The 23,769-nt window shown below is 71.7% G+C and carries 25 protein-coding genes; 23 read left to right on the forward strand and 2 right to left on the reverse strand.

Going from position 1 to position 23,769, the window contains the following annotated elements; translation table 11 throughout:
- Positions 1 to 23 precede the first annotated feature (23 nt).
- From Q7L65_RS16260 to Q7L65_RS16370, 23 genes are all read left to right on the forward strand, one after another.
- Complete coding sequence (locus Q7L65_RS16260) at positions 24 to 956, forward strand: DUF6282 family protein (RefSeq protein ID WP_304722566.1); 933 nt, start codon at positions 24 to 26, stop codon at positions 954 to 956.
- Positions 953 to 2,008, forward strand: coding sequence for a hypothetical protein (locus Q7L65_RS16265; RefSeq protein ID WP_304722567.1), 1,056 nt, complete (start codon positions 953 to 955; stop codon positions 2,006 to 2,008). The genes Q7L65_RS16260 and Q7L65_RS16265 overlap by 4 nt, the downstream gene beginning before the upstream one ends.
- A gap of 12 nt (positions 2,009 to 2,020) precedes the next feature.
- Positions 2,021 to 2,770, forward strand: a complete 750-nt coding sequence (locus Q7L65_RS16270; RefSeq protein WP_304722569.1) for a hypothetical protein — start codon at positions 2,021 to 2,023, stop codon at positions 2,768 to 2,770.
- Positions 2,767 to 3,768 carry an LLM class flavin-dependent oxidoreductase gene (locus tag Q7L65_RS16275; protein ID WP_304722571.1) on the forward strand — a complete coding sequence of 334 codons (1,002 nt, stop codon included), beginning with the start codon at positions 2,767 to 2,769 and terminating at the stop codon, positions 3,766 to 3,768. The genes Q7L65_RS16270 and Q7L65_RS16275 overlap by 4 nt, the downstream gene beginning before the upstream one ends.
- Before the next feature lie 45 nt (positions 3,769 to 3,813).
- A complete protein-coding gene (locus tag Q7L65_RS16280; protein WP_304722572.1) occupies positions 3,814 to 4,566 on the forward strand; it encodes an SDR family oxidoreductase in 753 nt (250 codons plus the stop codon).
- Between the two features lie 11 nt (positions 4,567 to 4,577).
- On the forward strand, positions 4,578 to 5,234 hold the full coding sequence (locus Q7L65_RS16285) for an urea carboxylase-associated family protein (RefSeq protein WP_304722574.1): 657 nt from the start codon (positions 4,578 to 4,580) through the stop codon (positions 5,232 to 5,234).
- Positions 5,227 to 5,817 carry a DUF1989 domain-containing protein gene (locus tag Q7L65_RS16290; RefSeq protein WP_304722576.1) on the forward strand — a complete coding sequence of 197 codons (591 nt, stop codon included), beginning with the start codon at positions 5,227 to 5,229 and terminating at the stop codon, positions 5,815 to 5,817. Before Q7L65_RS16285 ends, Q7L65_RS16290 begins: the two co-directional genes overlap by 8 nt.
- Before the next feature lie 31 nt (positions 5,818 to 5,848).
- Positions 5,849 to 6,001 (forward strand): hypothetical protein, encoded by a 153-nt coding sequence (locus tag Q7L65_RS16295; protein ID WP_304722578.1) that lies wholly within the window; start codon positions 5,849 to 5,851, stop codon positions 5,999 to 6,001.
- Between the two features lie 6 nt (positions 6,002 to 6,007).
- Positions 6,008 to 6,799 carry an SDR family oxidoreductase gene (locus Q7L65_RS16300; RefSeq protein ID WP_304722581.1) on the forward strand — a complete coding sequence of 264 codons (792 nt, stop codon included), beginning with the start codon at positions 6,008 to 6,010 and terminating at the stop codon, positions 6,797 to 6,799.
- Between the two features lie 50 nt (positions 6,800 to 6,849).
- A complete protein-coding gene (locus Q7L65_RS16305; RefSeq protein WP_304722583.1) occupies positions 6,850 to 8,160 on the forward strand; it encodes an FAD-binding oxidoreductase in 1,311 nt (436 codons plus the stop codon).
- Positions 8,161 to 8,174: 14 nt separating this feature from the next.
- Positions 8,175 to 8,552, forward strand: coding sequence for a RidA family protein (locus tag Q7L65_RS16310; RefSeq protein WP_304722585.1), 378 nt, complete (start codon positions 8,175 to 8,177; stop codon positions 8,550 to 8,552).
- A 177-nt stretch (positions 8,553 to 8,729) separates the two neighbouring features.
- Positions 8,730 to 9,815, forward strand: coding sequence for an extracellular solute-binding protein (locus tag Q7L65_RS16315; protein ID WP_304722835.1), 1,086 nt, complete (start codon positions 8,730 to 8,732; stop codon positions 9,813 to 9,815).
- 35 nt (positions 9,816 to 9,850) lie between these two features.
- Positions 9,851 to 10,762: an ABC transporter permease gene (locus tag Q7L65_RS16320; RefSeq protein WP_304722588.1), complete on the forward strand. Its 912-nt coding sequence runs from the start codon at positions 9,851 to 9,853 to the stop codon at positions 10,760 to 10,762.
- Entirely contained in the window at positions 10,759 to 11,565 is an 807-nt protein-coding gene (locus Q7L65_RS16325) for an ABC transporter permease (protein ID WP_304722590.1), read from the forward strand. The genes Q7L65_RS16320 and Q7L65_RS16325 overlap by 4 nt, the downstream gene beginning before the upstream one ends.
- Positions 11,549 to 12,724 carry an ABC transporter ATP-binding protein gene (locus Q7L65_RS16330; protein WP_304722592.1) on the forward strand — a complete coding sequence of 392 codons (1,176 nt, stop codon included), beginning with the start codon at positions 11,549 to 11,551 and terminating at the stop codon, positions 12,722 to 12,724. The genes Q7L65_RS16325 and Q7L65_RS16330 overlap by 17 nt, the downstream gene beginning before the upstream one ends.
- Complete coding sequence (locus tag Q7L65_RS16335) at positions 12,717 to 13,457, forward strand: SDR family NAD(P)-dependent oxidoreductase (protein WP_304722594.1); 741 nt, start codon at positions 12,717 to 12,719, stop codon at positions 13,455 to 13,457. Before Q7L65_RS16330 ends, Q7L65_RS16335 begins: the two co-directional genes overlap by 8 nt.
- A gap of 16 nt (positions 13,458 to 13,473) precedes the next feature.
- Entirely contained in the window at positions 13,474 to 14,694 is a 1,221-nt protein-coding gene (locus Q7L65_RS16340) for an MFS transporter (protein WP_304722596.1), read from the forward strand.
- Positions 14,695 to 14,791: 97 nt separating this feature from the next.
- Positions 14,792 to 15,484: a cupin domain-containing protein gene (locus tag Q7L65_RS16345; RefSeq protein ID WP_304722598.1), complete on the forward strand. Its 693-nt coding sequence runs from the start codon at positions 14,792 to 14,794 to the stop codon at positions 15,482 to 15,484.
- 159 nt (positions 15,485 to 15,643) lie between these two features.
- Complete coding sequence (locus tag Q7L65_RS16350; protein ID WP_304722599.1) at positions 15,644 to 17,305, forward strand: ABC transporter substrate-binding protein; 1,662 nt, start codon at positions 15,644 to 15,646, stop codon at positions 17,303 to 17,305.
- Complete coding sequence (locus Q7L65_RS16355; protein ID WP_304722601.1) at positions 17,302 to 19,251, forward strand: ABC transporter ATP-binding protein; 1,950 nt, start codon at positions 17,302 to 17,304, stop codon at positions 19,249 to 19,251. The genes Q7L65_RS16350 and Q7L65_RS16355 overlap by 4 nt, the downstream gene beginning before the upstream one ends.
- Positions 19,248 to 20,162 (forward strand): ABC transporter permease, encoded by a 915-nt coding sequence (locus Q7L65_RS16360; protein WP_304722603.1) that lies wholly within the window; start codon positions 19,248 to 19,250, stop codon positions 20,160 to 20,162. The genes Q7L65_RS16355 and Q7L65_RS16360 overlap by 4 nt, the downstream gene beginning before the upstream one ends.
- Positions 20,143 to 21,156 carry an ABC transporter permease gene (locus Q7L65_RS16365; protein WP_304722604.1) on the forward strand — a complete coding sequence of 338 codons (1,014 nt, stop codon included), beginning with the start codon at positions 20,143 to 20,145 and terminating at the stop codon, positions 21,154 to 21,156. The genes Q7L65_RS16360 and Q7L65_RS16365 overlap by 20 nt, the downstream gene beginning before the upstream one ends.
- A gap of 30 nt (positions 21,157 to 21,186) precedes the next feature.
- The gene (locus Q7L65_RS16370; RefSeq protein WP_304722606.1) at positions 21,187 to 21,888 is read left to right on the forward strand and encodes a hypothetical protein; all 702 of its coding nucleotides are present in this window, start codon (positions 21,187 to 21,189) and stop codon (positions 21,886 to 21,888) included.
- Between the two features lie 216 nt (positions 21,889 to 22,104).
- Here the strand turns inward: Q7L65_RS16370 and Q7L65_RS16375 are convergent, their stop codons facing one another.
- Both Q7L65_RS16375 and Q7L65_RS16380 read right to left on the reverse strand, forming a co-directional pair.
- Complete coding sequence (locus Q7L65_RS16375; protein ID WP_304722608.1) at positions 22,105 to 22,863, reverse strand: FadR/GntR family transcriptional regulator; 759 nt, start codon at positions 22,861 to 22,863, stop codon at positions 22,105 to 22,107.
- A gap of 73 nt (positions 22,864 to 22,936) precedes the next feature.
- The gene (locus Q7L65_RS16380; RefSeq protein WP_304722610.1) at positions 22,937 to 23,734 is read right to left on the reverse strand and encodes an SDR family NAD(P)-dependent oxidoreductase; all 798 of its coding nucleotides are present in this window, start codon (positions 23,732 to 23,734) and stop codon (positions 22,937 to 22,939) included.
- Positions 23,735 to 23,769 lie beyond the last annotated feature (35 nt).

A 23,769-nucleotide genomic window follows, 5' to 3' on the forward strand; every position in this document is an offset into this window, starting at 1 on the left:
CCAACGAAGGAGAGCACCCACCGATGATCGACATCAGAGGCGCATTCGACTGCCACGTCCACACCGCGCCGTCGCTGTTCGAGCGGCCATGGACCGCGTTCGAGACGGCCGAGGCCGCGCTCAGACAGGGGATGAAGGGCTTCGTCCTCAAGCATCACTTCCAGCCGTCGGTCGCGCAGGCGAGCGACGTGCAGAAGGCCTTCCCGGAGCTGACGGTCGTCGGCGGCGTCGTGCTGAACCGCTACACCGGCGGCCTCAACCCGTTCGCGGTCGAGTCGGCGATCAAGATGGGCGGCCGCGTCGTGTGGTTCCCGACGGTCGACTCCAAGAACCACTTCGACTACTTCGGCACGGCGAGCAGCTACGACGTGACCGACGCCGGCGACGGCGGTCCGCAGCTGATCGGCGGCAACGAGGGCTTCGAGCGCCTCACGCGCGGCCCGGGCGTCGCCGCGCTCGGCGAGGACGGCGAGCTGCTGCCCGAGGCGAGAGAGGTCATCGACATCTGCGTCCGCCATGACGTCGTGATCGGGACGGCCCACCTCGGCCGCGAGGAGACCTTCGCCGCCTTCCGTTACGCGGTCTCCAGAAGAGCGAGACGGATGCTGCTCGGCCACGCGCTGTGGAAGCCGCTCAACCTCTCGCTCGAGGACCTGCTCGAGATCGCCGACATGGGCGTGACGATCGAGTTCGCGGCGTCGATCTCGCTGCCGATCCCGTGCCACGCCTCGCCGGCCGAGGTCGTCGAGACGATCAAGGCGATCGGCCCCGAGCGCTGCATCCTCTCCTCCGACGCCGGCGCGGCGGTCTTCCCGCTGATGCCGGAGGCGCTGCGCAGCTACACGCAGTGCCTCGTCGACACCGGCCTCGCGGAGGACGACGCGCACCGCATGCTCGCCGTCAACCCGGTCGAGCTCGTGCTCGAGGGGGCGCCGCCGCGGGGGACCTTCGGTTGACGCGAGCGATCCGCACGGTGCACTGGGGGACCGGGGCGATGGGCAGCCACGCGCTGCGCGTCGCCGCGCGGACCCCGGGGCTCGCGGTCGCCGGAGTCGTGTCGCAGCGCTCGGCGGAGCAGGCCGCGGCGACGCTCGCGCGCGAGGCGCCGGCCGTCGCCGGCTCCGCCGTCGCCGGCGACGACCTCGCCGAGGTCGTCGCGCGCGCCGGGGGAGCAGATGTCGTCCTGCTCGCCACGCACGGCCATCTCGTCGACCTCGAGGCACAGCTGGCCGCTGCCTTCGAGCTCGGCCTGCGGGTCGTCTGCATCGGGGAGGACGCGATCTATCCCGAGGCCGTCGACGCCGCTCTGGCCCGTCGCCTCGAGCAGCTCGCGAAGCGGCATGAGACGGCGATGGTGGGCACCGGCGCCAACCCCGGCTACGTCATGGACTTCCTGCCGATGGTGCTGACTGCCGCGACGGCCGGCTGGACGAGCATCCGCGTACGGCGGGCGAGCAGCCTCGCGCCGTTCGGCGAGACGGTTCTGCGCAGCATGGGCATCGGACTCTCCCCCGAGCAGTTCGCCGCCGCCGCGAGCCGCGGCGAGATCGACGGCCACGTCGGCTACGACGTCTCGGTCGCCTTCCTCGCCGCGGCGCTCGGAGTGCCGCTGCAGATCACCGACAACGTCTCCGAACCGATCGTGCGCGAAGGGCCGACCGAGCTCGACGGCCACTCCTACCCAGGCGGCGTCGTGGTCGGCGTGGACCAGCGGTGCCGGGCCGTCGCCCCCACCGGGCAGACCGTGACGCTGGAGCACCCGCAGCGCATCGGCCGCCTCGACGGGGAGGAGCCGCTGCACGACCTGATCGAGATCGACGGGGGCGAGCTGCTGCGCGCGCGGATCAGCCCCGCGCTCGACGGCGGCATCGCGACCGTCGCCCTGATGATCAACCTGATCCCGGCGCTCGTGAAGGCCGAGCCGGGAATCCACACCATCGCCAGTCTGCCGCTCACGTCGTCTCATGCGCCCCGAGCGCAGGGACGGGTGAAGGCGGCCAACATCTGAGAGGTGACGTTCGTGCCCGCTGTGAGAACTCGTCCGGCCGGAGCGGTCGCAACGACCCGGGTCGTCTGCGTGGGGGAGAGCGAGACGGGCCGCGGCATCGCGGCGTGCGCCGCGCGGCACTCCGCGTTGGAGCTGGTGGCGGCCGTCTCGCCGCGAGAGGCGAGCGTCATCGGCAGGACTCTCGCGCAGGCGCGCGCCGACGTGGCGCTGCTCGCGCCCGCTTCGCGGGATGCGGCCTCGGCGCTCGTCACGGCGGTCGTCGCGGCGGGGGCCGACGCCGTGCTCCTGCTGCCCGCCCCGGGCTGGTCGGACGACGAGCTGGCCCGTCACAGCGCGGCCGCGGCCGCAGCGGGAACGACGCTGCTGCTGATCGAGAGCGAGCACGCGTTCGTGGCCGACATGCTCCCGGCGGTGCTGGCGATGGCGTGCGTGACGGTCGACCGGGTCGACGTCCGCCTGCCGGCCGTCGACTCCCGGCTCCCCGACAGGGCGGGCGCGAAGCTCAGCGGCCTGCTGCGCGGCGAGACGGCCGAGGCTCGCGTCCCGCCCACCGAGCGCGAGCTGCCATGCGCGCGAATCTCGATCGTCGGCGAGGGGAACATCGAGTTTGCGATGGAAGGGGAGGCGATTCGAGACGGCGGCCGCGCGGCGCTGATGGTCAATTCGATCCCCACGCTGCTGCGGGCGGCACCGGGCCTGCACCGGCTGATGGAGCTGCCGCTCCCGCATGCCTGGACGACGCTCGCCGAGGGCGCGGCATGAGCTTGGACGTCGGCGTCCAGATCTTCCCCGGCCAGCCGCGCGACGCGGTCGCCGAAGCGGTCGCCTACGAGCGGCTGGGGATCTCGTCGGTGTGGATCGCCGACCACTTCCACGGTGCCGGTCGCGACACGAGCTGGATCGTCCCCGAGGTCTTCACGACGCTCGGCGCGGTCGCCGTCTCGACCGATCGACTCCGGTTCGGCACCTGCGTGGTCTCGACCACCAAGCGCGATCCGGCGGTGCTCGCCCACGGGGCGCTGACGCTGTCCGCGCTCTCCGGCGGTCGCTTCGATCTCGGTCTCGGCACCGGCTTCGGGCCGGATCTGAGCGCCTTCGGCATCCCGACCAGAGCGGCTGTCTCGCGGCTGGAGGAGTCGCTGGAGGTCGTGCGCGGCCTGTTCGCGTCGAGCCCGGAGCGGCCCTTCGACCACGACGGGAAGCGCTGGCAGCTGCGCGGCGCCTTCCTGAACCTGCCGGACGCGCCGGCGCCGCCCGTGTCGCTGGCCGCGATCGGTCCGCGCATGCTCGAGCTCGCGGCGACGCGGGCCGACGGCTGGCTCCCGTTCGGATTGACACCGGAGATCTACCGCGTCTTCCTCGAGCGGATGCCGTCGCGCTCCGGCGCCTTCGCGCCGCGGCTGTGGGTGCCGACCTTCGTCGAGGAGCCCGGCGAGGACCGCTCGGCCGAAGCCGAGGCGAGCGGGCGGCTCTACCTCTCGATGGCGCCGCAGGTGCTCGAGCACGCGCTCGGGGAGGCGGCCGGGGAGAGCGCCGGCAGCTCGCTCGCGTGGTCGCCCGAGCGCGGCAGGGAGATCGCGCGGGCGATCCCGCGGGAGTTGGCGCTCGCGGTCACCGTGCACGGGCCTGCGCAGCGCTGCGTCGAGCAGCTGCGCGCGTTCGAGGCCGCCGGCTGCGCCGGCGTGGTGTTGCGGATCACCGACCCGGCGCGACGTCGACGCGATGTCGAGCGGCTGGCGCGCGAGCTGGCGGGCGGCTGAGCCGCCGCGATTGCGAGACGAGCGACTGTGATGAAAGGTGACGAGATGAGTGTGGACCCGGCCCGCCTCGACGGGCGGACGGCGATCGTCTGCGGGGCCTCGACCGGCATCGGCCTGGGCGTCGCGGAGGCGCTGCGGGCGGCTGGTGCGCAGATCGCCATGTTCGCGCTGGACGGCGAGGAGCTGCGCAGAGAGGCCGAGCGGCTCGGCGGCCTCGCCGTCGTCGGGGACTTCACCGACGAGGGCGACCTGCGGTCGCTGGTCGACGCGACGCTCGGCGCGTTCGGGAGCGTCGACATCGTCGTTCACAACGGCGCGGGCGCACCGGACGCGGACGCGACGACGACCTCGGCGGAGGTGCTGCGGCTCGGCTTCGAGCGGATGCTGCTCCCAACCGTCGCGCTCACGCAGCTGGCGCTGCCGCATCTGCGCCGCAGCGCAGCGGGCCGTGTGATCGCGATCACGTCGACGTCGGTGCGCGAGCCGATCGCCGGCATGGCGGCCTCGAACGCGTTCCGGCCCGCCACCGCCGGATGGCTGAAGATGCTGAGCACCGAGATCGGCGCGCAGGGCATCACTGTCAACTCGGTCGGCCCCGGGCGCATCGCCACGCGCACGCTGCTCTCGTTCTACGAGGGCCGTTCGCGCGAGCACGATCTGGCGGAGATCCCGCTGCGCCGTTTCGGGACGTCGCGCGAGGTCGGCGAGGTGGTTCGGTTCCTGGCGTCCGATGCCGGGGCCTATGTCAACGGCACGCACATTCCCGTCGACGGCGGCTTGAGCCGCGAGCTCTGCTAGGAGGGGTTGCATTGGCTCGGAACGCGACACAGGAGATCCTGCTCGACCCTCGCGCGCACACCGCCTCGGAGGTGGACGCCGGCGAGGCGCTGCGCATCACCGTCGTCGACGGACAGCAGGTGCCCGACATCGTGCTGTGGGCGCGAGCGGATCCGGCGGATCGGCTGTCGCCGACCGCCTCTCAGCTCCTCAACGAGAGCTACCTGATGATGCCGGGCTGCGTCCTCTACTCGCAGCGCGCGACTGCGCTGGCCGAGGTCGAGGCCTGCACCGCCGGGGCCGGGGTGATCGTCGGCGGCTCCTGCAGCGGACCGCTCAACTACGCCCGCTTCGGCATCCCCGACACGCCGAACTGCCGCACCAATCTGCTCGCGGCCGGAGCGCCGTACGGCGCCGAGGAGGCGGACGTGCAGCACATCTACTGCCCCTTCATGACGATCCGCCGCGACGCGGACGGAAGCTACGTGATCGACCTTCCCGAGGCCGAGTCCGGCGACTACGTCGAGCTGCTGGCGCTCGTCGACCTCGTCGTCCTGACCTCCAACTGCCCGCAGGAGCGGACGCCGACCAACGCGTTCAACCCCTCCCGCCTGCACGTTTGGGTGGGACCGCACGGCGCCTCCCGGCCGACGATCGACACGATTCTGGAGGAGGCAGGCGGTGCCTGAGGTCGAGTTGGCGGCGGGGACGATGGCGGTCGCCACGCTCGCGCCGGGCGACAGCCTCTGCGTGCGCGCGCTCGTCGCCGGACAGGCTGCCGAGCTGGTCGCGCACGCCGCGGCCGATCCCCGCGAGCGGCTCTCGACGCTGCTCACCGGGCTGGCGGAGGGCGCCTACACGCTGCGAGAGGGGATGGTCCTCTGGAGCCAGGAGTACAGAGCGCTGCTGCGCGTCGAGGAGCTGAGCAACGAGCGGCACGACCTGGCCCTGGAGGCATGCAACCCGTGGGTCAGCCGCGCGCTCAGCGCGACGCTCGCCGGCGATTGCTGCTGGACGAGCTTTCGCGCCTGGCTGGAGCGGGAGGGGCTGCCCGAGAAGTGGGTGCCGTACCCCGTCGGGATCTTCAAGCAGGCCGACGAGCGGAGCGGGCGCTACGGCCTGCGCGCGGGCTCCAGCAGCGTCGGGGACTTCGTCCGCTTCAGCGCCGCGAGCCGTTGCACGGTGCTCGTGTCCGCCTGCCCGCTGACCGCGGGCGGGGAGCCGGGAGCGCCGGCGATCGAGGTGACATGGAATGCGACACGGGAGAGTTGAGTTGAGCGATCTTGGTCTTGACGAGGTCCGGGTGATCGTGCTGCCTCCGCCGCAGACCGCCGCGGTCAACCGCCTGCTGCGCGAGGAGCGCGGCTGGCGGCTGCTGGAGGTCAAGGTGGCCGAGGGCGCGGGCGGCGCGCTGCAGGTGGTCTACGTCCTCGGGCACACGACCGGGGAGGCGTGATCGGCGATGGATCTCGGACTCGACGGACGCGTCGCGCTGATCGGCGGTGGCAGCGAGGGCATCGGCTACGGCGTCGCCGAGGTGCTGGCGGCCGAGGGCGTCAAGCTGGCGATCTACGGGCTCGGCGACGACCGTCTGCAGGAGGCGCGGTCGCAGTTGAGCGCGATCGCGGCGCAGGAGGTCCTGGCGATCGCCTGCGACGTGCGCGTCGCCGCCGACTGCGATCGCGCGGTGCGTGAGACGGTCGCGCGGTTCGGGCGGCTCGACTTCATGCTGACCAACATGAAGGGCTCCTACGGAACGCCCTTCCCGGACGACGACGCCCGCTGGGCCGACGCGTGGGAGCTGTGGACGATGGGCCCCGTGCGGCTGATGCGCAGCGCCGTCCCGGAGATGCGCAGAAGCGGCGGCGGCAGCATCGTCAATCTGACCTCCTGCGGGGTGCACCAGATGGTCCACGAGACGCGCTTCTCGGAGGTGCCCCGGCTGGCGCTGACCGGCTATGCGAAGTATCAGGCGACCGAGCTGGCGCCGGAGAACATCCGCGTCAACAATATCCTGCCGGGCTGGGTGATGACGCCGCGAGCCGAGGAGCGCTTCCGCGCGGTGGCGCAGCAGCGGGGCGTCAGTCCGAGCGAGATCGAGCGCGAGGAGGCGGCGGCCGTCCCGATGGGACGCTTCGCGAGCCCCGCGGAGATCGGCAGAGCCGTCGCCTTCCTGTTCTCCGACGCGGCGTCGTACATCACCGGCACGAACCTGCGGGTCGACGGCGGCTGGTGCGAGAACCCGGTCGCCTGAGCGACCTAGGCGGCAAAACGCGTGATTCGAGAGAACGGCAGGTGAAGGCGATGGAGCGGTTCAAGCAGCCGGAGGCGGCGGTCGTCGTCGGCGCGGGCTCGGCGGGGCTGTGGGCGGCGATCGCCCTCGCCCGTCGCGGCACGCGGGTGACGGTGGTCGACGCGGGTGCGGTCGGCAGCGGCGCCTCGTGGGGCAACGCGGGCTGGCTGTGTCCGTCGCAGGCGGGCCCGCTGCCCGAGCCGGGGCAGGTCGCCTACGGGCTGCGGTCGCTCGGCGACCGGCGCTCGGCGCTCTACATGGCGCCGAGCTCGATCCCGGGCATGGCGCTGTGGCTTGCGGCGTTCGCGCGCCGCTGCAACGCGCGCGACTACGCCGCGGGCGTGCGGGCGATGTCGCATCTCGGCTACCCGTCGTTCGCGCTGGTCAGCGAGCTGCTGGCCGAGGACGACGACGCGCCGGCCGCCCAGCGCTCGGGTCTGATGGTCGCCGCAGCCGACGCCGAGCCGGTGCGCGCCTTCCTGGCCGCGGTCGCGCCGCTGCGCGAGCAGGGGCATGAGCTGCCGCACCGTCTGCTGGACGACGACGAACTGGCCGCGCTGGAGCCGGGTCTGGTCGGCAGAGCGAGTGCGGTGCACGTCGCCGACCATTGGCAGGTCGACCCGGCCGTCTTCCTGCAATACCTGGCGCGGCGCGCGCGGGCGCTCGGCGTCGAGATCCGGGAGCGGTGGGAGGTCAGCGGCTTCGAGCTCGCCGGCGGCCGGGTCGCCGCGGTGCGCTGCCTGAACGCGACGATCGCGACCGACGCGCTCGTGATCGCCGCCGGCGCCGCCTCCCGCGATCTGGCGGCCGATCTCGGCGCGCACATCCCGGTGGTCGCCGGCAAGGGCTACAGCCTCGACGTCGCCGAGCCCGACTGGATGCCGCGGCACGCCCTGATGTACATGGACACGCACCTGGCCGTCTCGCCTTTCGGCGACCGGCTGCGGATCGCCGGGACGATGGAGTTCAGCCGCCGCCGCGGGCCCGACCCCGAGCGCGTGCGCGCGCTGGAGGACGTCGCCCGCGACACCTTCGGCGGCTGGCGCGACGCGGCGCCGGCGTGGATGGGGGCGCGGCCGATCGTCCCGGACGGACTGCCGGTCGTCGGGCGTCTGCCCGGCGTCGCCAACGCCTACGCCGCGACCGGCTACTCGATGCTCGGCATGACGATCGCGGCCGCCTCCGGCGACCTGCTCGCGCAGGAGATGACGACCGGGCGCAAGCCGGCGGTCGCCGCGCCGTTCGACCCGGCGCGCTTCTCGCGCTGGCTGCGGCCGTCGGTCTGGCGCCGCGGCGCACGCCGACCCGCCGTCTCAACCTGAACTCTGGAGGCACCATGAAGCGACAGGTCACGACCAACGCGATCCCGGCCCCGTCGGGCTCCTACTCGCAGGCGATCGTCAGCGGCGGGGTCGTCTACACCGCGGGGCAGGGTCCTTTCAGACCGGGCAGCGACGACCCGGTCGGGGCGGACGTCGCCGCGCAGACGCGCAAGACGCTGGAGAACCTGGCGGCGGTGCTCGAGGCGGCGGGCTCGAGCATGGCGGCGGTCCTCAAGACGACGGTCTTCCTGCAGGACCTGAGCGAGTTCGCAGCGTTCGACGCGGTGTACGCCGAGTTCTTTCCGGATCCCAAGCCGGCGCGTTCGACGGTCGGCTGCGACCTGGGGTTCTTCAAGGTCGAGATCGAGGCGGTCGCTGCCGTCGCCGAGTGAGGCGGCGGCGCGCCTCCAGGCGGCGCAGGCGGCCGGAAGGGCCGCGCGCTCAAACACCTCGGAGGATTCCTATCCTTAAGTACAGTTGTAATTCTTCTGCACTCTGGTTAAAGTAGTCGCGACCCCGTGAGCCCCGTCGCGCGACGTGATGGGCGAGGTGAGGAGGAAGCGGTGAGGATGTCCCTGTGGAACCGGAAGGGCCGCTGGCCGGTGATCGCCGCGACGGCGGTCGCCTGCGTCGCCCTGTCCGCATGCGGCAGCAGCAGCGACAGCGACGACGGCGGCGCGACCGCCAAGAGAGGCGGCAAGGTCACGATCGCCACCTACGGCGGCAAGACCGAGGAGGTGATGAGAAAGGTCTACTTCACGCCCGAGTTCAAGAGCAGAACCGGGATCTCGATGAGCTTCGACGCTCCGCTGGACTACGCCAAGCTGCAGACGCAGGCGGAGACCGGGAACATCCAGTGGAACATGACGAGCGGCGATCCCTACATGGCGATCGCCCAGTGCGGAACGGTCTTCGCGAAGATCAGATCCGATCCGTCGATGTTCAAGGAGAAGTACCGCGACATCGTCGGCGACTGCGTGCTGCCGCGCGACGCCGGCTCGTTCATCAAGGCGTACAACTCCGACACGTTCGCCAGCGACCCGCCGTCGACCTGGGCCGACTTCTTCGACGTCGAGAGATACCCCGGCAAGCGCGCGATCCCGAGCTTCTACTACAACGGGATCATCGAAGGCGCGCTGATCGCCGACGGGGTCGATCCGAAGGAGCTCTACCCGCTGGACCTCGACCGCGCGTTCAAGAAGATGGATTCGATCAAGGACGACCTGCTCGTCTACAACACGCTGGCGCAGTCGATTCAACAGCTGGTCTCGGGTGATGTCGCGATGGGGATCTACACCGACTCCGCCGCCTGGCAGGCCGCCGACGCGGGCGCCACGATCGAGCCGATCTGGGACCAGGCCTTCATCTACATCAACCTCTGGACGGTCACCGAGGGCACGCCCGACCGGGCTGCCGTCGATCAGGTGATCGACTGGGTGCTCAACCCCAGACTGCAGACGCAGGCCGCGGAGATGTGGCCGGTCTCGCCGGCGCTCGAAGCCGCCGAGCAGCCGAGATACCCCAACGAGCTCTTCAAGAAGTACAGCCTCGCGGTGCCCGAGCACGAGCAGGTCGCGATCCCGTTCGACCAGCAGTGGTACGCGGACAACTACGAAGAGCTCAACCAGCGCTTCACGGCGTGGATCTCCGGCTGAGCGCGAGCCGAGCGGCCTCCTGAACCATGTCGATCGTGCAGCGCTCGAGCCGCGCCGCCGCGCCCTCCCGGCCCAAGCCGGCGGGGCGCGGCCTCCGCGGGCTCTTCTCGCGTGAGTTCGCGCTCACCGTCCCGGCCCTGATCCTGCTCGGCTTCGCCATGGGCTATCCGCTCGCGACGATCGTCGAGCGCAGCGTCACCGACTTCCCCGGCGGGCACGGGGCGCTGCTGGACAACTACCGCTGGTTCTTCGAGGAGGAGCTCAACCGCGTCGTGCTGCTGCGGACCTTCCGCACGGCGGCGATCGTCACGCTCGGCTGCCTCGTGATCGCCTATCCGTACGCGTACGCGATGACGGTGGTCGGCTGGCGGATGCGCCTGGCGATGCAGGCCGCCGTGATCGCGCCGCTGCTCGTCGGCACGATGACCCGCAACTACTCCTGGGTGATCCTGCTCCAGGACAAGGGGCCGGTCAACGACGCGCTCGGCGCGCTCGGCCTCGGGCCGTTCCACATGATCGGCTCGCTCAGCGGCGTCATCATCGGGCTCGTCCAGATCAGCCTGCCGTTCATGATCCTGCCGCTGTACGCGTCGCTGCGCGAGATCGACGTGCGCCTGATGGGGGCCGCCCGCACGCTCGGCGCGACGCCGTCGCAGGCGTTCGTGCGGGTCTACCTGCCGCTCTCGCTGCCCGGCCTCGTCGCCGGCGCGCTCGTCGTCTTCGTGATCACGCTCGGGTCGTACATCACCCCGGCGCTGCTCGGCTCGCCGCAGCAGAGCCTGCTGCCGCAGCTCGTCGCGCAGCAGATCAACCAGCTCCTGGCCTGGGGGCGCGGCAGCGCGATGGGCCTGATCCTGCTGGTCGTCACGCTCCTGCTGCTCTGGCTCGGCTCGCGCGCGAGCCGCTGGAGCGCGGTGCTCAGCAACGGCGGCGGGGGTGGGAGATGAGCGCGGGCAAGGGGCGGATCGCCCTGATCGTCTTCTGCGTCCTCGTGATGGCGCTGCTGATCGCGCCGGCGCTGGTCGCGGTGCCGATGAGCTTCAACGGCCGCGCGACGTTCGAGTTCCCGCCGCAGTCGTGGTCGACGCGGTGGTACGAGAACCTCTTCACCGACGTCACCTGGCGCGACGCGATCGTCAACTCGCTCGTGGTCGCGGCGATCGTCACGGTCGTGGCGACCGTGATCGGCACCGCGGCGGCCTACGGCCTCGCGCGGGGCCGGTTCCCGGGCAGAGCCGCCGTGATGGCGCTGGCGACCGCGCCGATGATCATCCCGATCGTCCTCGTCGCGATCGCCCTCTACGCGATCTTCCTGAACGCGAGAATGGTGGGGACGCTGCAGGCGTTCGTGATCGCCCACTCGCTGATCGCGCTGCCGTTCGTGATCGTGACGGTGACGGCGGGGCTGAGATCGCTCGACGACGGCCTCGAACGGGCCGCGCGCACGCTCGGCGCCAGCCCGGCGGTCGCGTTCTTCACCGTCACGCTGCCGCTGCTGAAGCGGTCGCTGGCGATCGCGGCCGGGCTCGCCTTCGCGGCGTCGCTGGACGACGTCGTGGTGGCGATGTTCATCTCCAGCCCGACCTTCCAGACGCTGCCGGTGAAGATCTACTCGAGCCTGACCGACACGGTCGACCCCACGGTGGCCGTCGCCTCGACGCTCACGCTCTCCATCGCGGCGCTCGGGATGGCGGTCGCGTTCCTGATCATGACGAAGAAGGGAGCCGCAGGCGATGCAGCCAGCCGCTGAGACCTCGGCCGTCGGCGCGCGGGTCGAGATCAAGAACCTGACCAAGCGGTTCGGCTCGGTCGTCGCCGTCGACGACACGTCGCTGTCGATCGAGCCCGGGCAGTTCGTCACCTTCCTCGGGCCCAGCGGCTCGGGCAAGACGACGACGCTCAACGCGATCTCGGGCTTCCTCGACGTCGACGACGGCGAGATCCTGCTCGACGGGGCGTCGATCCTGTCGCTGCCCCCGCACAAGCGCAACATCGGCGTCGTCTTCCAGCACTACGCGCTGTTCCCGCACATGACGGCGGCCGACAACGTCGCCTTCCCGCTGAAGCGGCGCAGGCTGCCGAAGGCGGAGGTGAGGGAGAAGGTGCGCAACGCGCTCGAGCTGGTGCACCTCGCCGACCACGGCGAGCGGCTGCCGCGCGAGCTGTCGGGCGGCCAGCAGCAGCGCGTGGCGCTGGCGCGGGCGCTCGTCTTCGAGCCGCGGCTGCTGCTGATGGACGAGCCGCTGGCCGCGCTGGACCGGCGGCTGCGTGACGCGATGCAGGTCGAGATCAAGCGGATCCAGGAGGCGCTCGGGATCACCGTCATCTACGTGACGCACGACCAGGACGAGGCGATGACGATGTCGGACGTCGTCGCGATCTTCAACGACGGCCGGATCGCGCAGATCGGCACCGCCTCCGATCTCTACGAGCGGCCCGCCGACCTGTTCGTCGCGCGCTTCATGGGCGAGTCCAACCGCCTGCCGGTCACGACCTGCGCAGACGGCGAGGTCGAGTTCAGCTCGAACGGGGCTTCGCTGCGCCTGCGCGGGCGCAACGCCGCGCCGGCGGGCGTCGCCGGGATGCTGGTCGTGCGCCCCGAGAACGTGCGCGTCAGCCGCGAGCGCGACCTCCGCTTCGACAGCTCGCTGACCGGCTCGATCGGCCGGGTGCGCTACTTCGGCGCGTACTGCGTGACCGAGGTCGTGCTCGACGACGAGCTGATCGTCCGCTCGCGCCAGCCGGTCGAGGTCGCGTTGGAGGCGGTCGAGGGCGAGCGCGTCCACGTGCAGTGGGAGAGCCGCCACGGCCTCTTCCTGCGCAGTGGCGAGGGCGACCAGCTGAGCGGCTCCGCGTCGAGCTTCCTCGACGCGGCCGACAGCGGCGCGGAGCCGCTGGCCCATGGTTAGCCTCGATCTGAGCGGCCGCACCGCGCTCGTCTGCGGCGCGTCGCGCGGCATCGGCCGCGCCTGCGCCGAGACGCTGGTGCAGGCCGGCGCCGAGGTGATCTGCTTCGCGCGCAGCCCGCAGCGCCCCGCCACGGCTCGCGCCGATCGCTGCCTGCTGGTGGCAGGCGACCTGACCGACGCCGGCGACCTCGACCGGCTCGCCGCGGAGGTCGAGCAGTGGGGCAGAGGGCTCGACATCCTCGTCCACAACGGCGGCGGCCCCGGCGACGCGACGACCGAGTCGGTCACCCGCGGCGAGCTCGACGAGGCGATCGACCTGGTTCTCTGGCCGGTCGTCGAGCTGACGCGACGGCTGCTGCCGGCGCTGCGGCGCTCCGGACAGGGACGCGTGCTGTCGATCGGCTCGCCGACCTTCCGCGAGGTGCAGGACGGCCGCGTGCTGTCGAACTCGCTGCGCCCGGCCGTCGTCGGCTGGCTGATGACGCTCGCGCGCGAGGTCGCCGCCGACGGGATCACCGTCAACTCGATCGCGCCCGGGCGGATCGAGACCGACAGCTTCAAGGAGTACTACGCGAACCGCTCGCCGGAGGCCGACCTGGCGGCGATCCCGGCCGGCAGGTTTGGCGCGCCCGCCGACATCGCCGACCTCGTCGCGTTCCTCTCCTCGGCGCGCGCCTCCTACCTGACCGGGACCGTGATCCCGGTCGACGGTGGGCTGATGCGCTCGTGGTGATGCGGGCGCGGACGCGATGATCGCCTACCGGCGGGTGCTCGCCGTCCCGGGCCTGCCGCGGCTGCTGGCGACGGCGCTGGTGGCCCGCCTGCCGATGGGGCTCACGTCGCTGGCGATCCTGATCGCCGTGCGCGAGACGACCGGCTCGTTCGCGCTCGCGGGCACGGCCGTCGCCGCCTACTCGGCGGCGAGCGCGATCGCGCTGCCGTTCCTGGGCGGCGTCGCCGACCGCCGCGGCCGGCAGCAGGTGCTGCTGCCGTGCGCCCTGCTGCACAGCGCGCTGCTGCTGGCGTTCTCGCTGGCGGTGCGCCTCGGCGCCCCCGGTGTCGCTCTGATCGGCGCCGCGGCGTTGGTCGGCGCGACCCTGCCGCCGGTATCGGCCTGCCTGCGGTCGCTGTGGCCGCAGGTGCTGCAGGCGCCCGAGCAGCGCCAGTCGGCGTACGCGCTCGACGCGATCGCGCAGGAGGTCGTCTTCGTGAGCGGGCCGCTGCTGGTCGCGCTGATCGTCGCGCTGGTGCAGGCACCGGACGCGCTGATCGCGGCGGCGGCGTTCGCGCTCGTCGGGACGCTCGGATTCGTCGCGGTTCCGGCCGTGCGGCGGGCGCGCCCGTCGCCGCGCCGGCCGACCGGCGATCGCAGCGCCGCCTCGCTGCCGGCGCTGCGGACGGTGCTCGTGGCGATCCTGCTCTCCGGCATCTACTGGGGCGTGCTGCAGGTCGGCATCTCGGCGCGAGCCGTCGATCTGTCCGGGCCCGGTCTCGCGGGCGTGCTGCTGGCGCTCTTCAGCGCGGGCAGCTTCGCGGGCGGCCTGTGGTACGGAGCCCGCAGCTGGCGGATCGGCCCCGTCACGCGGTACGCGGCGGCGTTCGCCACCGTCGCGGTCGCGACGGTGCCGCTGGTCGGCGCCGCAAGCGCGCCGGCGGCGGCGCTCTGCGCGCTGCTGGCCGGCTCCGCCTTCGCGCCGGCGGTCTCGACCGAGTTCCTGGTGCTGAGCGAGATCGCCCCGGCGCAGCTGCTGACCGAGGCGTTCGCCTGGGCGAGCTCGGCGATGGTCCTGGGGGTCGCAGCCGGCTCCGTCTGCGCCGGCTGGATGATCGACCATGCCAGCACCGCCGCCGCATTGGCGGTCGCGCCGGCGGCGATCGCGTGCGCCGCGATCTGGATCGCCGTCCACCGCCGCGGCGCGCTCGCGCCCGTGCCCGCCGCCGCGGCTGGCGGGACGCGAGGGCGACCGTGACGAGCTTCACCCGCAGCGCACCCACACGTTCGAACCGTCCGGCAGAGAGCACGGCCCGCACCGGTCCGCCCGCTCGCGGCCGGCGAGAGGAGGCACCGTGCCGACCATCGTTGACCGTCCCGTCCAGCTGCTGCCCGAACAGGTCGCGGCGCTCGCGTGGAGGCAGCTGCGCCCGGGCGTGCAGGCGCGCGTGCTCGCCGCCAGCTCCCAGAGCGGCGCGCAGACGCGCGTGCTCTCGCTCGCAGCCGGCGCGCGGCTGGATCCGATCGACCAGCGGCTCTGGCAAGAGCTGTACGTGCTCGACGGCAGGGTCTCGATCGCCGGCCGCGCCCATCGCGCCGGCTCCTACCTCTGCTGGCGGCCGGGCGACGCCGTGCCGATCGAAGCCGGGCCGGACGGCGCGACCGTCCTGCAGCTCGAGGATGTCGCGACGCGGATGCGCAAACCGGCCGTCTCGCTGACGGCGGAGGAGGTCGAGGCGATGGCGTGGCAGCCGATGGAGGGCCGCAGCGCGGGCTTCTACGAGAAGGTCCTCGCGGAGGGGCCGTGCGGCTCGAAGACCCATCTGGTGAAGATCGAGCCGCTCGCCGGCGGCGCTCCCAACCAGCGCCATGCGGAGCTGCATAACCACGGCGAGGAGATGCTGGCGCTCGACGGCTGCTACTTCGCGGGCGAGGAGCGCGAACGCCATGCCGCCGGCACCTACACGAACAACCCGCCCGGGACCCATCACGGGCCGTTCGAGTTCAGCGAGCCGTACCTCTGCCTCGAAGTGAAGAACTACGCCTAGGCGGGCGGGGACCCAAGCGGCGATGAGCCCAGATATTACATTCCTCTTGCATCTGAATTTCAGCGCTGCTAAATATCGAGGAGTCACGGGACGTCGCCGTGGCGGAGAGATTCGTGGAGCTGGGAGCGCTCGGCGCTCCCACGGCAAAGGCTGGTTCTGATGCAGTTGCGCACTCGATCCATCGGCTCCGACAGGAGCCTGTCCGCGCGCCCCCGTGCCCCGTGGGGGCGCTGGCGCCGCGGTGCGGCGCTCGCCGGCCTTGCCGTCGTGGCAGCGGCGGCCGTCGGCTGCGGCAGCAGCGTCCCGGCGGGGGCGGGCGGCGGCGAGGGCAGATCCGCGCAGACGCTCGACATCGCGTACAACACCGGGCTGACCAACATCGACCCGGCGCTCGCCTGCTCCTCGCCGTACGACTACCACGTCGTCACCGCGGCATACGACAACATCATCGAGCTGTCGCCGAGACGGGACGCGTCGGGTGCGCACGAGATCGCCCCGGCGCTCGCGGAGAGATGGACGGTCAGCAGAGACGGGAAGACCTACACCTTCTTCCTGCGCAGAGACGCGACCTTCGCAAGCGGGAACCCCGTCACCGCCGACGACGTCGTCTTCAGCCTCCGCCGCCTGCTCGACAGAGACGGCTGTCAGGCATACGTGCTGACGATGGGCGAGAAGGGCCTCTTCAGCGCGATCGAGAAGGTCGACGCGCACACCGTCCGCGTCCGTATCGCGCACCCCGACCCGCTCTTCCTGCTGCGCATGACCTCGCGCGGCAACGGCCCGATCGACCGCAGAGTGCTGGAGCAGCACGGCGGGCTCACGAGAGCGGGCGACGAGTGGCTCGCGCGCAACACGGCCGGGGCCGGCGCGTACGAGCTCGAGTCCTACGACCCTGACAGCGAGGTGCGCCTCAGAGCGCGCGCGGACTACTGGCGCGAGCCCGTCGGCGCGAAGAACGTCGTGATGCGCATAGTCACGGACCCGACCACGCTGCAGACGCTCACCGCCTCCGGCGAGGTCGACCTCGCGTACGGCGTCGCGCTCAAGGACCTCAGATCGCTGGAGCAGCAGGGCCGCCAGGTCTTCGCCAATCCGAGCAACCGCTACGCCTACATCGGACTCAACAACGACAAGCCGCCCGTCGACGACCCGCGCGTGCGCGAAGCGCTCTGGCTCGCGATGCCGCACACCGAGCTGCAGGAGCGGTTCGGCTACGGTCACGCGAGAGCGTTCGCGGGCATGATCCCGCCGGCGATGCCGTTCTATCCCGGGCTCGCCGTACCCGAGCGCGACGTCGCGCGCGCGAAGCAGCTGATCGAGCAGGCTGGCGCCACCGGCAAGCGGATCTCGCTCGCGGTCAAGAGCGGCGAGACCGAGCAGCTGCAGATGGCGACGGCCCTGCAGTCGGCGTGGAAGGAGATCGGCATCGATCTGGAGATCAACACGCTCAGCGCGTCGGCGTTCTCGGACACCGTCTCGAACTTCAAGACGCAGGCGTACATCCTGCGTGACGGCTCGTCGGTCAACGACCCGGCCTTCTTCCTCGGCTTCTTCGCCATGTGCGGGAACCCGTTCAACTGGTCGAGATACTGCAACAGAGAGGTCGACAGGCTGCTGGAGGAGGGGCGCACCGAGCCGGATCCGAAGCGACGCGAGGAGATCTACCGCAAGGTCTCCGAGCAGGCGGTCGCCGACAACCCGATACTGCCGATCTTCGCGAGCGACACGATCGCGGTCGGCAGCCCGCGGCTCAGAGGCTACGAGTACTTCGACGACCAGCAGCTCGTGGTGCGGAAGCTGACGGTGGACGACGCGTCGTGAATCGCAACGGCGTTATCCCGGCGGCGCCCGGCGTCGGCGCCGCCGGCGCGACCGAGCGGGACGTGCTCCTGCGGGTCCGCGGGCTGAACGTCGCCTTCGGACCGGTCGAGGACCCGGTCCGGGCGGTGCGGGGCGTCGACCTCGACGTGCGCTCCGGAGAGGTCGTCGCGCTCGTCGGCGAGTCCGGCTCCGGCAAGACGGTCAGCGCGCTCGCGCTGCTGGGGCTGCTGCCGGCCGGGGCGCGCGTGACGATGGACGAGGCCGTCCTCGCAGGCGAGGATCGCGCCGCGATGAGCGAGGAGGAGCTGCGCCGGATCCGCGGCGCGCGCGCCGGCACCGTCTTCCAGGATCCACTCTCGAGCCTCAACCCCGTGCAGCGGATCGGCGACCAGATCGTCGAGGCGATCCGGCTGCACAGACGGGTCGGGCTGCGTCAGGCACGCCGGCTCGCCGTCGCGAGACTCGCCCAGGTGGGTATCCCGGATCCGGAGCGCCGCCTGCGCGACTATCCCCATCAGTTCAGCGGCGGCATGCGCCAGCGCGCGATGATCGCGATGGCACTCGCCTCCTCGCCGCCGCTGCTGATCGCCGACGAGCCGACGACGGCGCTGGACGTCACCGTCCAGGCCCAGATCCTCGACCTGATCCAGGAGCTGCAGCGCGAGCTGACGATGGGCGTGCTGCTGATCACGCACGATCTCGGCGTCGTCGGGCGCATCGCGGATCGCGTCGTGGTCATGAACCGCGGCGAGGTCGTCGAACGGGGCGAGACCGCGCGGATCCTCAGCCGTCCAAGCGACCCGTACACGGTCAAGCTGCTGGAGTCGCTGCCGCGGCTGGACGTGGCGAAGCGGTCGCACGGGGGCGCCGCCCCGGAGCCCGGCGACAGGCCGCAGGACCCGGCGCTGGAGACCGACGGGCTGGAGGTCATCTTCAGCAGACGCCGCGGGGCGATCGGCCGCAGAGTGGCAAGCGTGCGCGCGGTCGACGACGTCTCGCTGACCGTCGGCGCCGGCAAGACGCTCGGACTCGTCGGCGAGTCCGGCTGCGGCAAGACGACGCTCGGCCGCGCGATCGTGCAGCTCGCCGAGGCGACCGCCGGTCACGTGACGGTCGGCGGGACGCGGCTCGGCGACAAGAGCTCTCGTCGTCTGCGCGACCTGCGGCGGCATTTCCAGCTCGTCTTCCAGGATCCGCAGGCGAGCCTCGATCCGCGTCAGCGGGTCGGCCGGATCCTCGAGGAGCCGCTCGCGCTGCACGACCTGTGCGGCGACCGCGAGCAGCGCCAGAGACGCGTCATGGAGCTGCTGGAGCTGGTCGGCCTCGGGCCGGAGTTCGCGACGCGGCTGCCGCACGAGCTGAGCGGCGGGCAGCGCCAGCGCATCGGCATCGCCCGAGCGCTCGCGTTGGAGCCGTCGCTGATCGTGCTCGACGAGTCCGTCAGCGCGCTCGACGTCGCGATCCAGGCGCAGATCCTCTCGCTGCTCGAACGCCTGCAGCGCGAGCTCGGCATCGCCTACGTGTTCATCTCGCACGACCTCGCAGTCGTGCGTCAGATCGCCGACACGGTCGCCGTGATGTACCTCGGACGCGTCGTCGAGAGCGGCTCGTCGGAGCAGGTCTACCGCGACCCCCGGCACCCGTACACGGCGGCGCTGCTGTCGGCGGTGCCGATCGCCGACGTCGCGCGCGAACGGGCGCGCGAGCGGATCGTGTTGCACGGCGATCCGCCGAGCCCCTCCGATCCGCCGTCGGGCTGCGCGTTCCACACCCGCTGCTGGCTGCGGCACAGACTGGGAGACCCGGAGATCTGCACGACCACCCGGCCCGATCTCGGCGGCCGCGCCGACGCAAGCCAGCATCGTGCGGCCTGCCACTTCGCGGACCGTCAGGCGGAGTTCCTGCCGTCCTCGCTGCTCGGCGCGACGCGCGGAGCGCCGGCATGAGCGCGACGATGCGAGAGCCGGCGCGTCCGGCGCCCGACCCGCACGGCGGCCGGGCCGCGCGCTCGCCCGCGCTGCTGCGCCGCGTGTGGGCGGCGATCGGCTCCGCCGGGCTGCGCGCGGTCGCGATCGGGCTGCTCTTGTTCCTCGCGCTCGCGCTCGTGGGGCCGCTGCTGTGGGGCAAGGACCCGCTCGAGGTCGAGCTTTCGAGTGGTCTTCAAAGCCCCTCCGCAGCGCACCCCTTCGGCACCGACGAACTCGGCCGCGACGTCTTCGCGCGCTTCCTCGTCGGTGCGCGCATCTCGCTCGCCGTCGGCGTCTGCGCGGTGTTCGCCTCGTCGGTGATCGGAACGCTGATCGGTGCCTTCACCGGCCTCGTCGGCGGCGTCGTGGACGCGGTGATCGGCCGTGCGCTCGACGGCGTGCTCGCCTTCCCTGCGCTCATCATGGGCATGGCGCTCGCGGTCGCGATGGGTCCCGGCCCGGTCTCGGTCGGGCTGGCCATCGCAGTCACCGGCGTGCCGTGGTACGCCCGGACGGTGCGCAGCGAGGTGCTGTCGCTGCGCTCGCGCGAGTTCATCGACGCCCAGCGAGTGCTTGGCGCCCCCACCGGACACATTCTCGTCCGCCACGTGCTGCCGTCGGTGCTCGGCGGCGTCGCGGTCCAGGCCTCGCTCGGCATCGCCTACGCGGTGCTCGCGATCGCTGGCCTCGGCTTCCTTGGCCTCGGCATCCAGCCGCCGACGCCGGAATGGGGCGGGATGATCACCGAAGGCCGCACCTACCTGATCTCAGGGCAGTGGTGGATGTCGATCTTCCCGGGCCTGGGCATCCTCGCCCTGGTAACCCTCAGCATGGCTCTCGGCGAGGGCCTGCGCGACCACCTGGATCCTCATGGCAAGCTTCGTCGTTAGACGCGTCCTTGCGACGCTCGCCGTCCTCTTCTTCGCATCGCTGATCGCGTTCGTGCTGCTGCGCGCGGCGCCCGGAGACCCGGCGCGCAAGCTGCTCGGGCCGCAGGCGAGCGAGCAGGCGGTCGCTGCCCTGCGCACCGACATGGGCGTCGACCAACCGCTTCTGCAGCAGTACGGCACGTATGTCTCCGACCTCGCGACCGGCGATCTCGGCTACTCGTGGCGCACACGCACGACGGTGACCGCCGAGCTGACGGCGCGGCTGCCGGCGACGCTGGAGCTGGCGGCCACGGCGATGATCGTCGCCCTGATGCTCGCGATTCCGATCGGCGTGCTGTCGGCCGGTCGGCGACGATGGATCGATCGCCTCTCGCGCTCGGGGGCGATCGTCGGACTGGGGATGCCGCAATTCTGGCTCGGGCTGGTGCTGATCCTCGTCTTCTTCACCTGGCTCGGCATCGCGCCCGCGCCGTTCGGCCGGATCGACGACACGGTCGCGATGCCGGCCAGAACGACCGGGCTGCTGCTCGTCGACTCGCTGCTCGCAGGCGACTTCGCAGCGTTCCGCAATGCGCTCGCCCATCTCGTCCTGCCCGCGCTGACGCTCGCGATCCCGTTGGCGGCGTATCTGTCGCGGATCGTGCGACGGAGCACGATTGACGTCTACCGCAACGACTACGTCCGCACGGCGCGTGCGAAGGGCGCGAGCGAGACGCGCGTGCTGTTCCGGCACGCGCTGCCCAACGCGCTGCTGCCGATCCTGACGCTGAGCGGCATGTGGTTCGGTGAGCTGATGGCCGGAGCCCTGCTCGTCGAGGCGGTCTTCAACTGGCCGGGTATCGGCGGTTGGGTCGCGCAGTCGATCCAGGCGCAGGACTACGCGCCCGTCCAGGGGGCGATCCTGCTCGGCGCGCTCGTCTACAGCGTCGTCAACCTCGTCACCGATCTGCTGTACGGCGTCGTCGATCCGCGTATCCGCCTCGCCACCTCATGACTCCTGAAACGACGAAAAAAGGAACTCGTAGTGCCGAAAGAGCTGACTCGCCTGTTTCCCGAGGAAGTCGCGCGCCTCGCCACGACCCCGCTGCCGGGGTGGGAGGGAGCTGAGCAGCGGCTCCTCGCACGTGACCCCGTCGCGGGCTCCGAGACGCTGCGCGTGGACGTTCGCGCGGGCGCAGCCGTCGAGACCGCGTCCCCGGACGGCTGGCGCGAGACGTACGTGCTCGCGGGCGCGCTCGTGCTCGATGGGCGTCGCTTCACCGACGGGTCCTACATCTGCCGGCCTCCGCGAGCGGGAGAGCGCGCGGTGGCTGGCGGGGACGGCGCCGTCGTCCTGCAACTGCGTGACGTCAACAGCTCGCTCGACAAGTCCGCGGTCGCGCTGAGTGCCGAGGACGTCGCTGCGCTGCCGTGGACGCAGAAGCCCGACGGCACGCCGGGCCAGGCGTTCGAGAAGGTCCTGACACGCGGACCGTCGGGTTCGTTCGCGCGGGTGCTCAGGCTCGACGGCGTCACCCCCGGCGTCGCATTGCACACCTACGACGAGGACTGCCTCGTGCTTGCCGGCGCTTGCCGCGTGGGCGACGAGACGCACGTCGCGGGCACCTATACCTTCAACCCCGCCGGCACGCCGCACGGACCATTCGAGTTCATCGAGCCGCTGCGCTGCGTCGAGTTCGCCAACCACCCGGCTCGTCCTGCGGCTGCCGCCGAGCCGGACGCCTGACCGGAGGAGCCGAGGCTGAGCAGCAAGGCCGCTCTCGGCGGCGGCGGCGGGGAACCTCGCCTCGGACGCTCGGTCGCGGAAGATGCTGGCGAGAGCGCCGTGATCGCGATACGCCGCGGCAGACCGTGAGGTGCATCGCGCCGTGTTCCCCGCCGTGTTCTCCAGCGGTCCGGCGAGAGCCGTTCGTCGTTGAGCGGGGTCGTCAGTGACCGGCTGTCACACCGCAGGAGCGTGGGCGTCGTGCTCGTCCTCTACGACGTGCTGGTAGAAGCGGAAGACGTGTCTGCGCAACGCCTCGGCGGCCCCGTCGGGATCTCTCTGCTCGATCCGGTCGAGGATCGCGCGGTGCTCCTCGACGAGCCGGTCTCGCTCCTGCTGCCAGTCGGTCAGCCGTGCGAAGCCGTCGACCATCGCCCGCCGCATCGCGCCGCGCAGCGCTTCCATCAGCACCGGCAGCAGCGCGTTGCCGGAAGCGCGCGCGAGCTGGACATGGAACTCGGTGTCGCGTGCGTGGTAGACGCCGATCGACGGTGCCTTGCTCATGTCGTCGATCAGGCGGCGCAGTTGCTCCAGCGACTCGGGCGTCGCGTTGCGCGCGGCCTGCTCGGCCACCTGGCGCTCGAGCGCGGCGCGCACGTCGACGATGTCGTGGGTCGGGATGCGGAGCAGGCCGGCGTGCAGGCGCAGGACGTTCTGCAGCCCGCTCTGCGTCTCGGCTGCGAGCACCGAGCCGGCCTCGGGGCCGGTCCCCCGGCGGGCGACGACGACGCCGAACATCTCCAGCACCCGCAGTGCTTCGCGCACGGACGCGCGGCTGACGCCGAACGTCTCCGCCATCTCTCGCTCGGACGGCAGGCGGTCGCCCAGCTGCAGACGGCCGCCGATGATCGCGTCCTCGATCTGGACGATGATCTGCTCGAACGCACGGAGTTGATTGAGTGCCCGGAAGGGCGTGTCGGCCGCAGGCTGGACCATTGGTCTGACAGTACCATGGCCTACCCGACGATACGCCGGGATACCGCCCGCCTGCGGGCCGATCCGCCGGCGTTCACGCTCTGCTGAGCTGCGCGAGGAACGGCCGCAGGTCCGGATAGGTGGTCGTCTCCCAAGCGCCGTCGACGAACAGGTTCGTGCCCGACACGTATGTCGCGTCGTCGCTGCCGAGGAAGAGGGCGGCGGCGGCCATGTCCTCGGGCTGGCCGACGCGCTTGAGCGGGATCCGCTCCAGGTATGCGTCGGTCGCGCCCGGCAGCGCCTGCAGCCCGGCGGTCAGCGGAGTCTCCGTGAGGCCCGGCGACACGGCGTTCACGCGGATCCCCTGTTCGCCGAACTCGAGCGCGCCGCACTGCGTCAGCATCGCCACGCCGGCCTTGGCAGCGCAGTAGGCCGAGCCGCCGAACATCGGGACGCGGGAGTTCAGCGAGGCGACGTTCACGATCGCGCCGCCGCCCTGGTCGACGATCTGCCGCGCCTCGTGCTTCATCGCGAAGAAGACGCCGGTGAGGCAGAGGTCGAGCACCCGGCGCCAGTCGGCCTCGGTCTGCTCCACCAGCATCGCGCCGCCGCCGCCGCCGGCGACGTTGAAGCCGACGTCGAGCTTGCCGTAGCGCTCGACGGCGGTCACGACCATCGCCTCGACGGCGTGCTCGCTGGTGACGTCGGTCGTGAGGCCGGTGAAGCGCTCCCCGAGCTGCTCGCCGAGCGCTTCGAGCTTTGCGCTGTCGATGTCGCCGGCGACGACCGACGCGCCCTCGGCGACGAGACGACGGACGATCGCCGCGCCGATGCCGGACGCGCCGCCGGTCACGACCGCGACCTTGCCGGCATACCTCGAGTCGTTGCTCACTGTCTCTTCTCCTGGTCGTGTCTGCGGGACGGTGG

Source organism: Conexibacter sp. CPCC 206217, assembly GCF_030646165.1.
Lineage (GTDB): Bacteria > Actinomycetota > Thermoleophilia > Solirubrobacterales > Solirubrobacteraceae > Conexibacter.

Excerpts from the sequence above, each read along its gene's own strand:
- Q7L65_RS16260 (WP_304722566.1), top strand. The coding sequence starts at position 24 with ATGATCGACATCAGAGGCGCATTCGACTGCCACGTCCACACCGCGCCG.
- Q7L65_RS16275 (WP_304722571.1), top strand. The coding sequence starts at position 2,767 with ATGAGCTTGGACGTCGGCGTCCAGATCTTCCCCGGCCAGCCGCGCGAC.
- Q7L65_RS16280 (WP_304722572.1), top strand. The coding sequence starts at position 3,814 with ATGAGTGTGGACCCGGCCCGCCTCGACGGGCGGACGGCGATCGTCTGC.
- Q7L65_RS16300 (WP_304722581.1), top strand. The coding sequence starts at position 6,008 with ATGGATCTCGGACTCGACGGACGCGTCGCGCTGATCGGCGGTGGCAGC.
- Q7L65_RS16305 (WP_304722583.1), top strand. The coding sequence starts at position 6,850 with ATGGAGCGGTTCAAGCAGCCGGAGGCGGCGGTCGTCGTCGGCGCGGGC.
- Q7L65_RS16310 (WP_304722585.1), top strand. The coding sequence starts at position 8,175 with ATGAAGCGACAGGTCACGACCAACGCGATCCCGGCCCCGTCGGGCTCC.
- Q7L65_RS16315 (WP_304722835.1), top strand. The coding sequence starts at position 8,730 with ATGTCCCTGTGGAACCGGAAGGGCCGCTGGCCGGTGATCGCCGCGACG.
- Q7L65_RS16325 (WP_304722590.1), top strand. The coding sequence starts at position 10,759 with ATGAGCGCGGGCAAGGGGCGGATCGCCCTGATCGTCTTCTGCGTCCTC.
- Q7L65_RS16330 (WP_304722592.1), top strand. The coding sequence starts at position 11,549 with ATGCAGCCAGCCGCTGAGACCTCGGCCGTCGGCGCGCGGGTCGAGATC.
- Q7L65_RS16335 (WP_304722594.1), top strand. The coding sequence starts at position 12,717 with ATGGTTAGCCTCGATCTGAGCGGCCGCACCGCGCTCGTCTGCGGCGCG.
- Q7L65_RS16340 (WP_304722596.1), top strand. The coding sequence starts at position 13,474 with ATGATCGCCTACCGGCGGGTGCTCGCCGTCCCGGGCCTGCCGCGGCTG.
- Q7L65_RS16350 (WP_304722599.1), top strand. The coding sequence starts at position 15,644 with ATGCAGTTGCGCACTCGATCCATCGGCTCCGACAGGAGCCTGTCCGCG.
- Q7L65_RS16360 (WP_304722603.1), top strand. The coding sequence starts at position 19,248 with ATGAGCGCGACGATGCGAGAGCCGGCGCGTCCGGCGCCCGACCCGCAC.
- Q7L65_RS16365 (WP_304722604.1), top strand. The coding sequence starts at position 20,143 with ATGGCAAGCTTCGTCGTTAGACGCGTCCTTGCGACGCTCGCCGTCCTC.
- Q7L65_RS16375 (WP_304722608.1), bottom strand. The coding sequence starts at position 22,863 with ATGGTCCAGCCTGCGGCCGACACGCCCTTCCGGGCACTCAATCAACTC.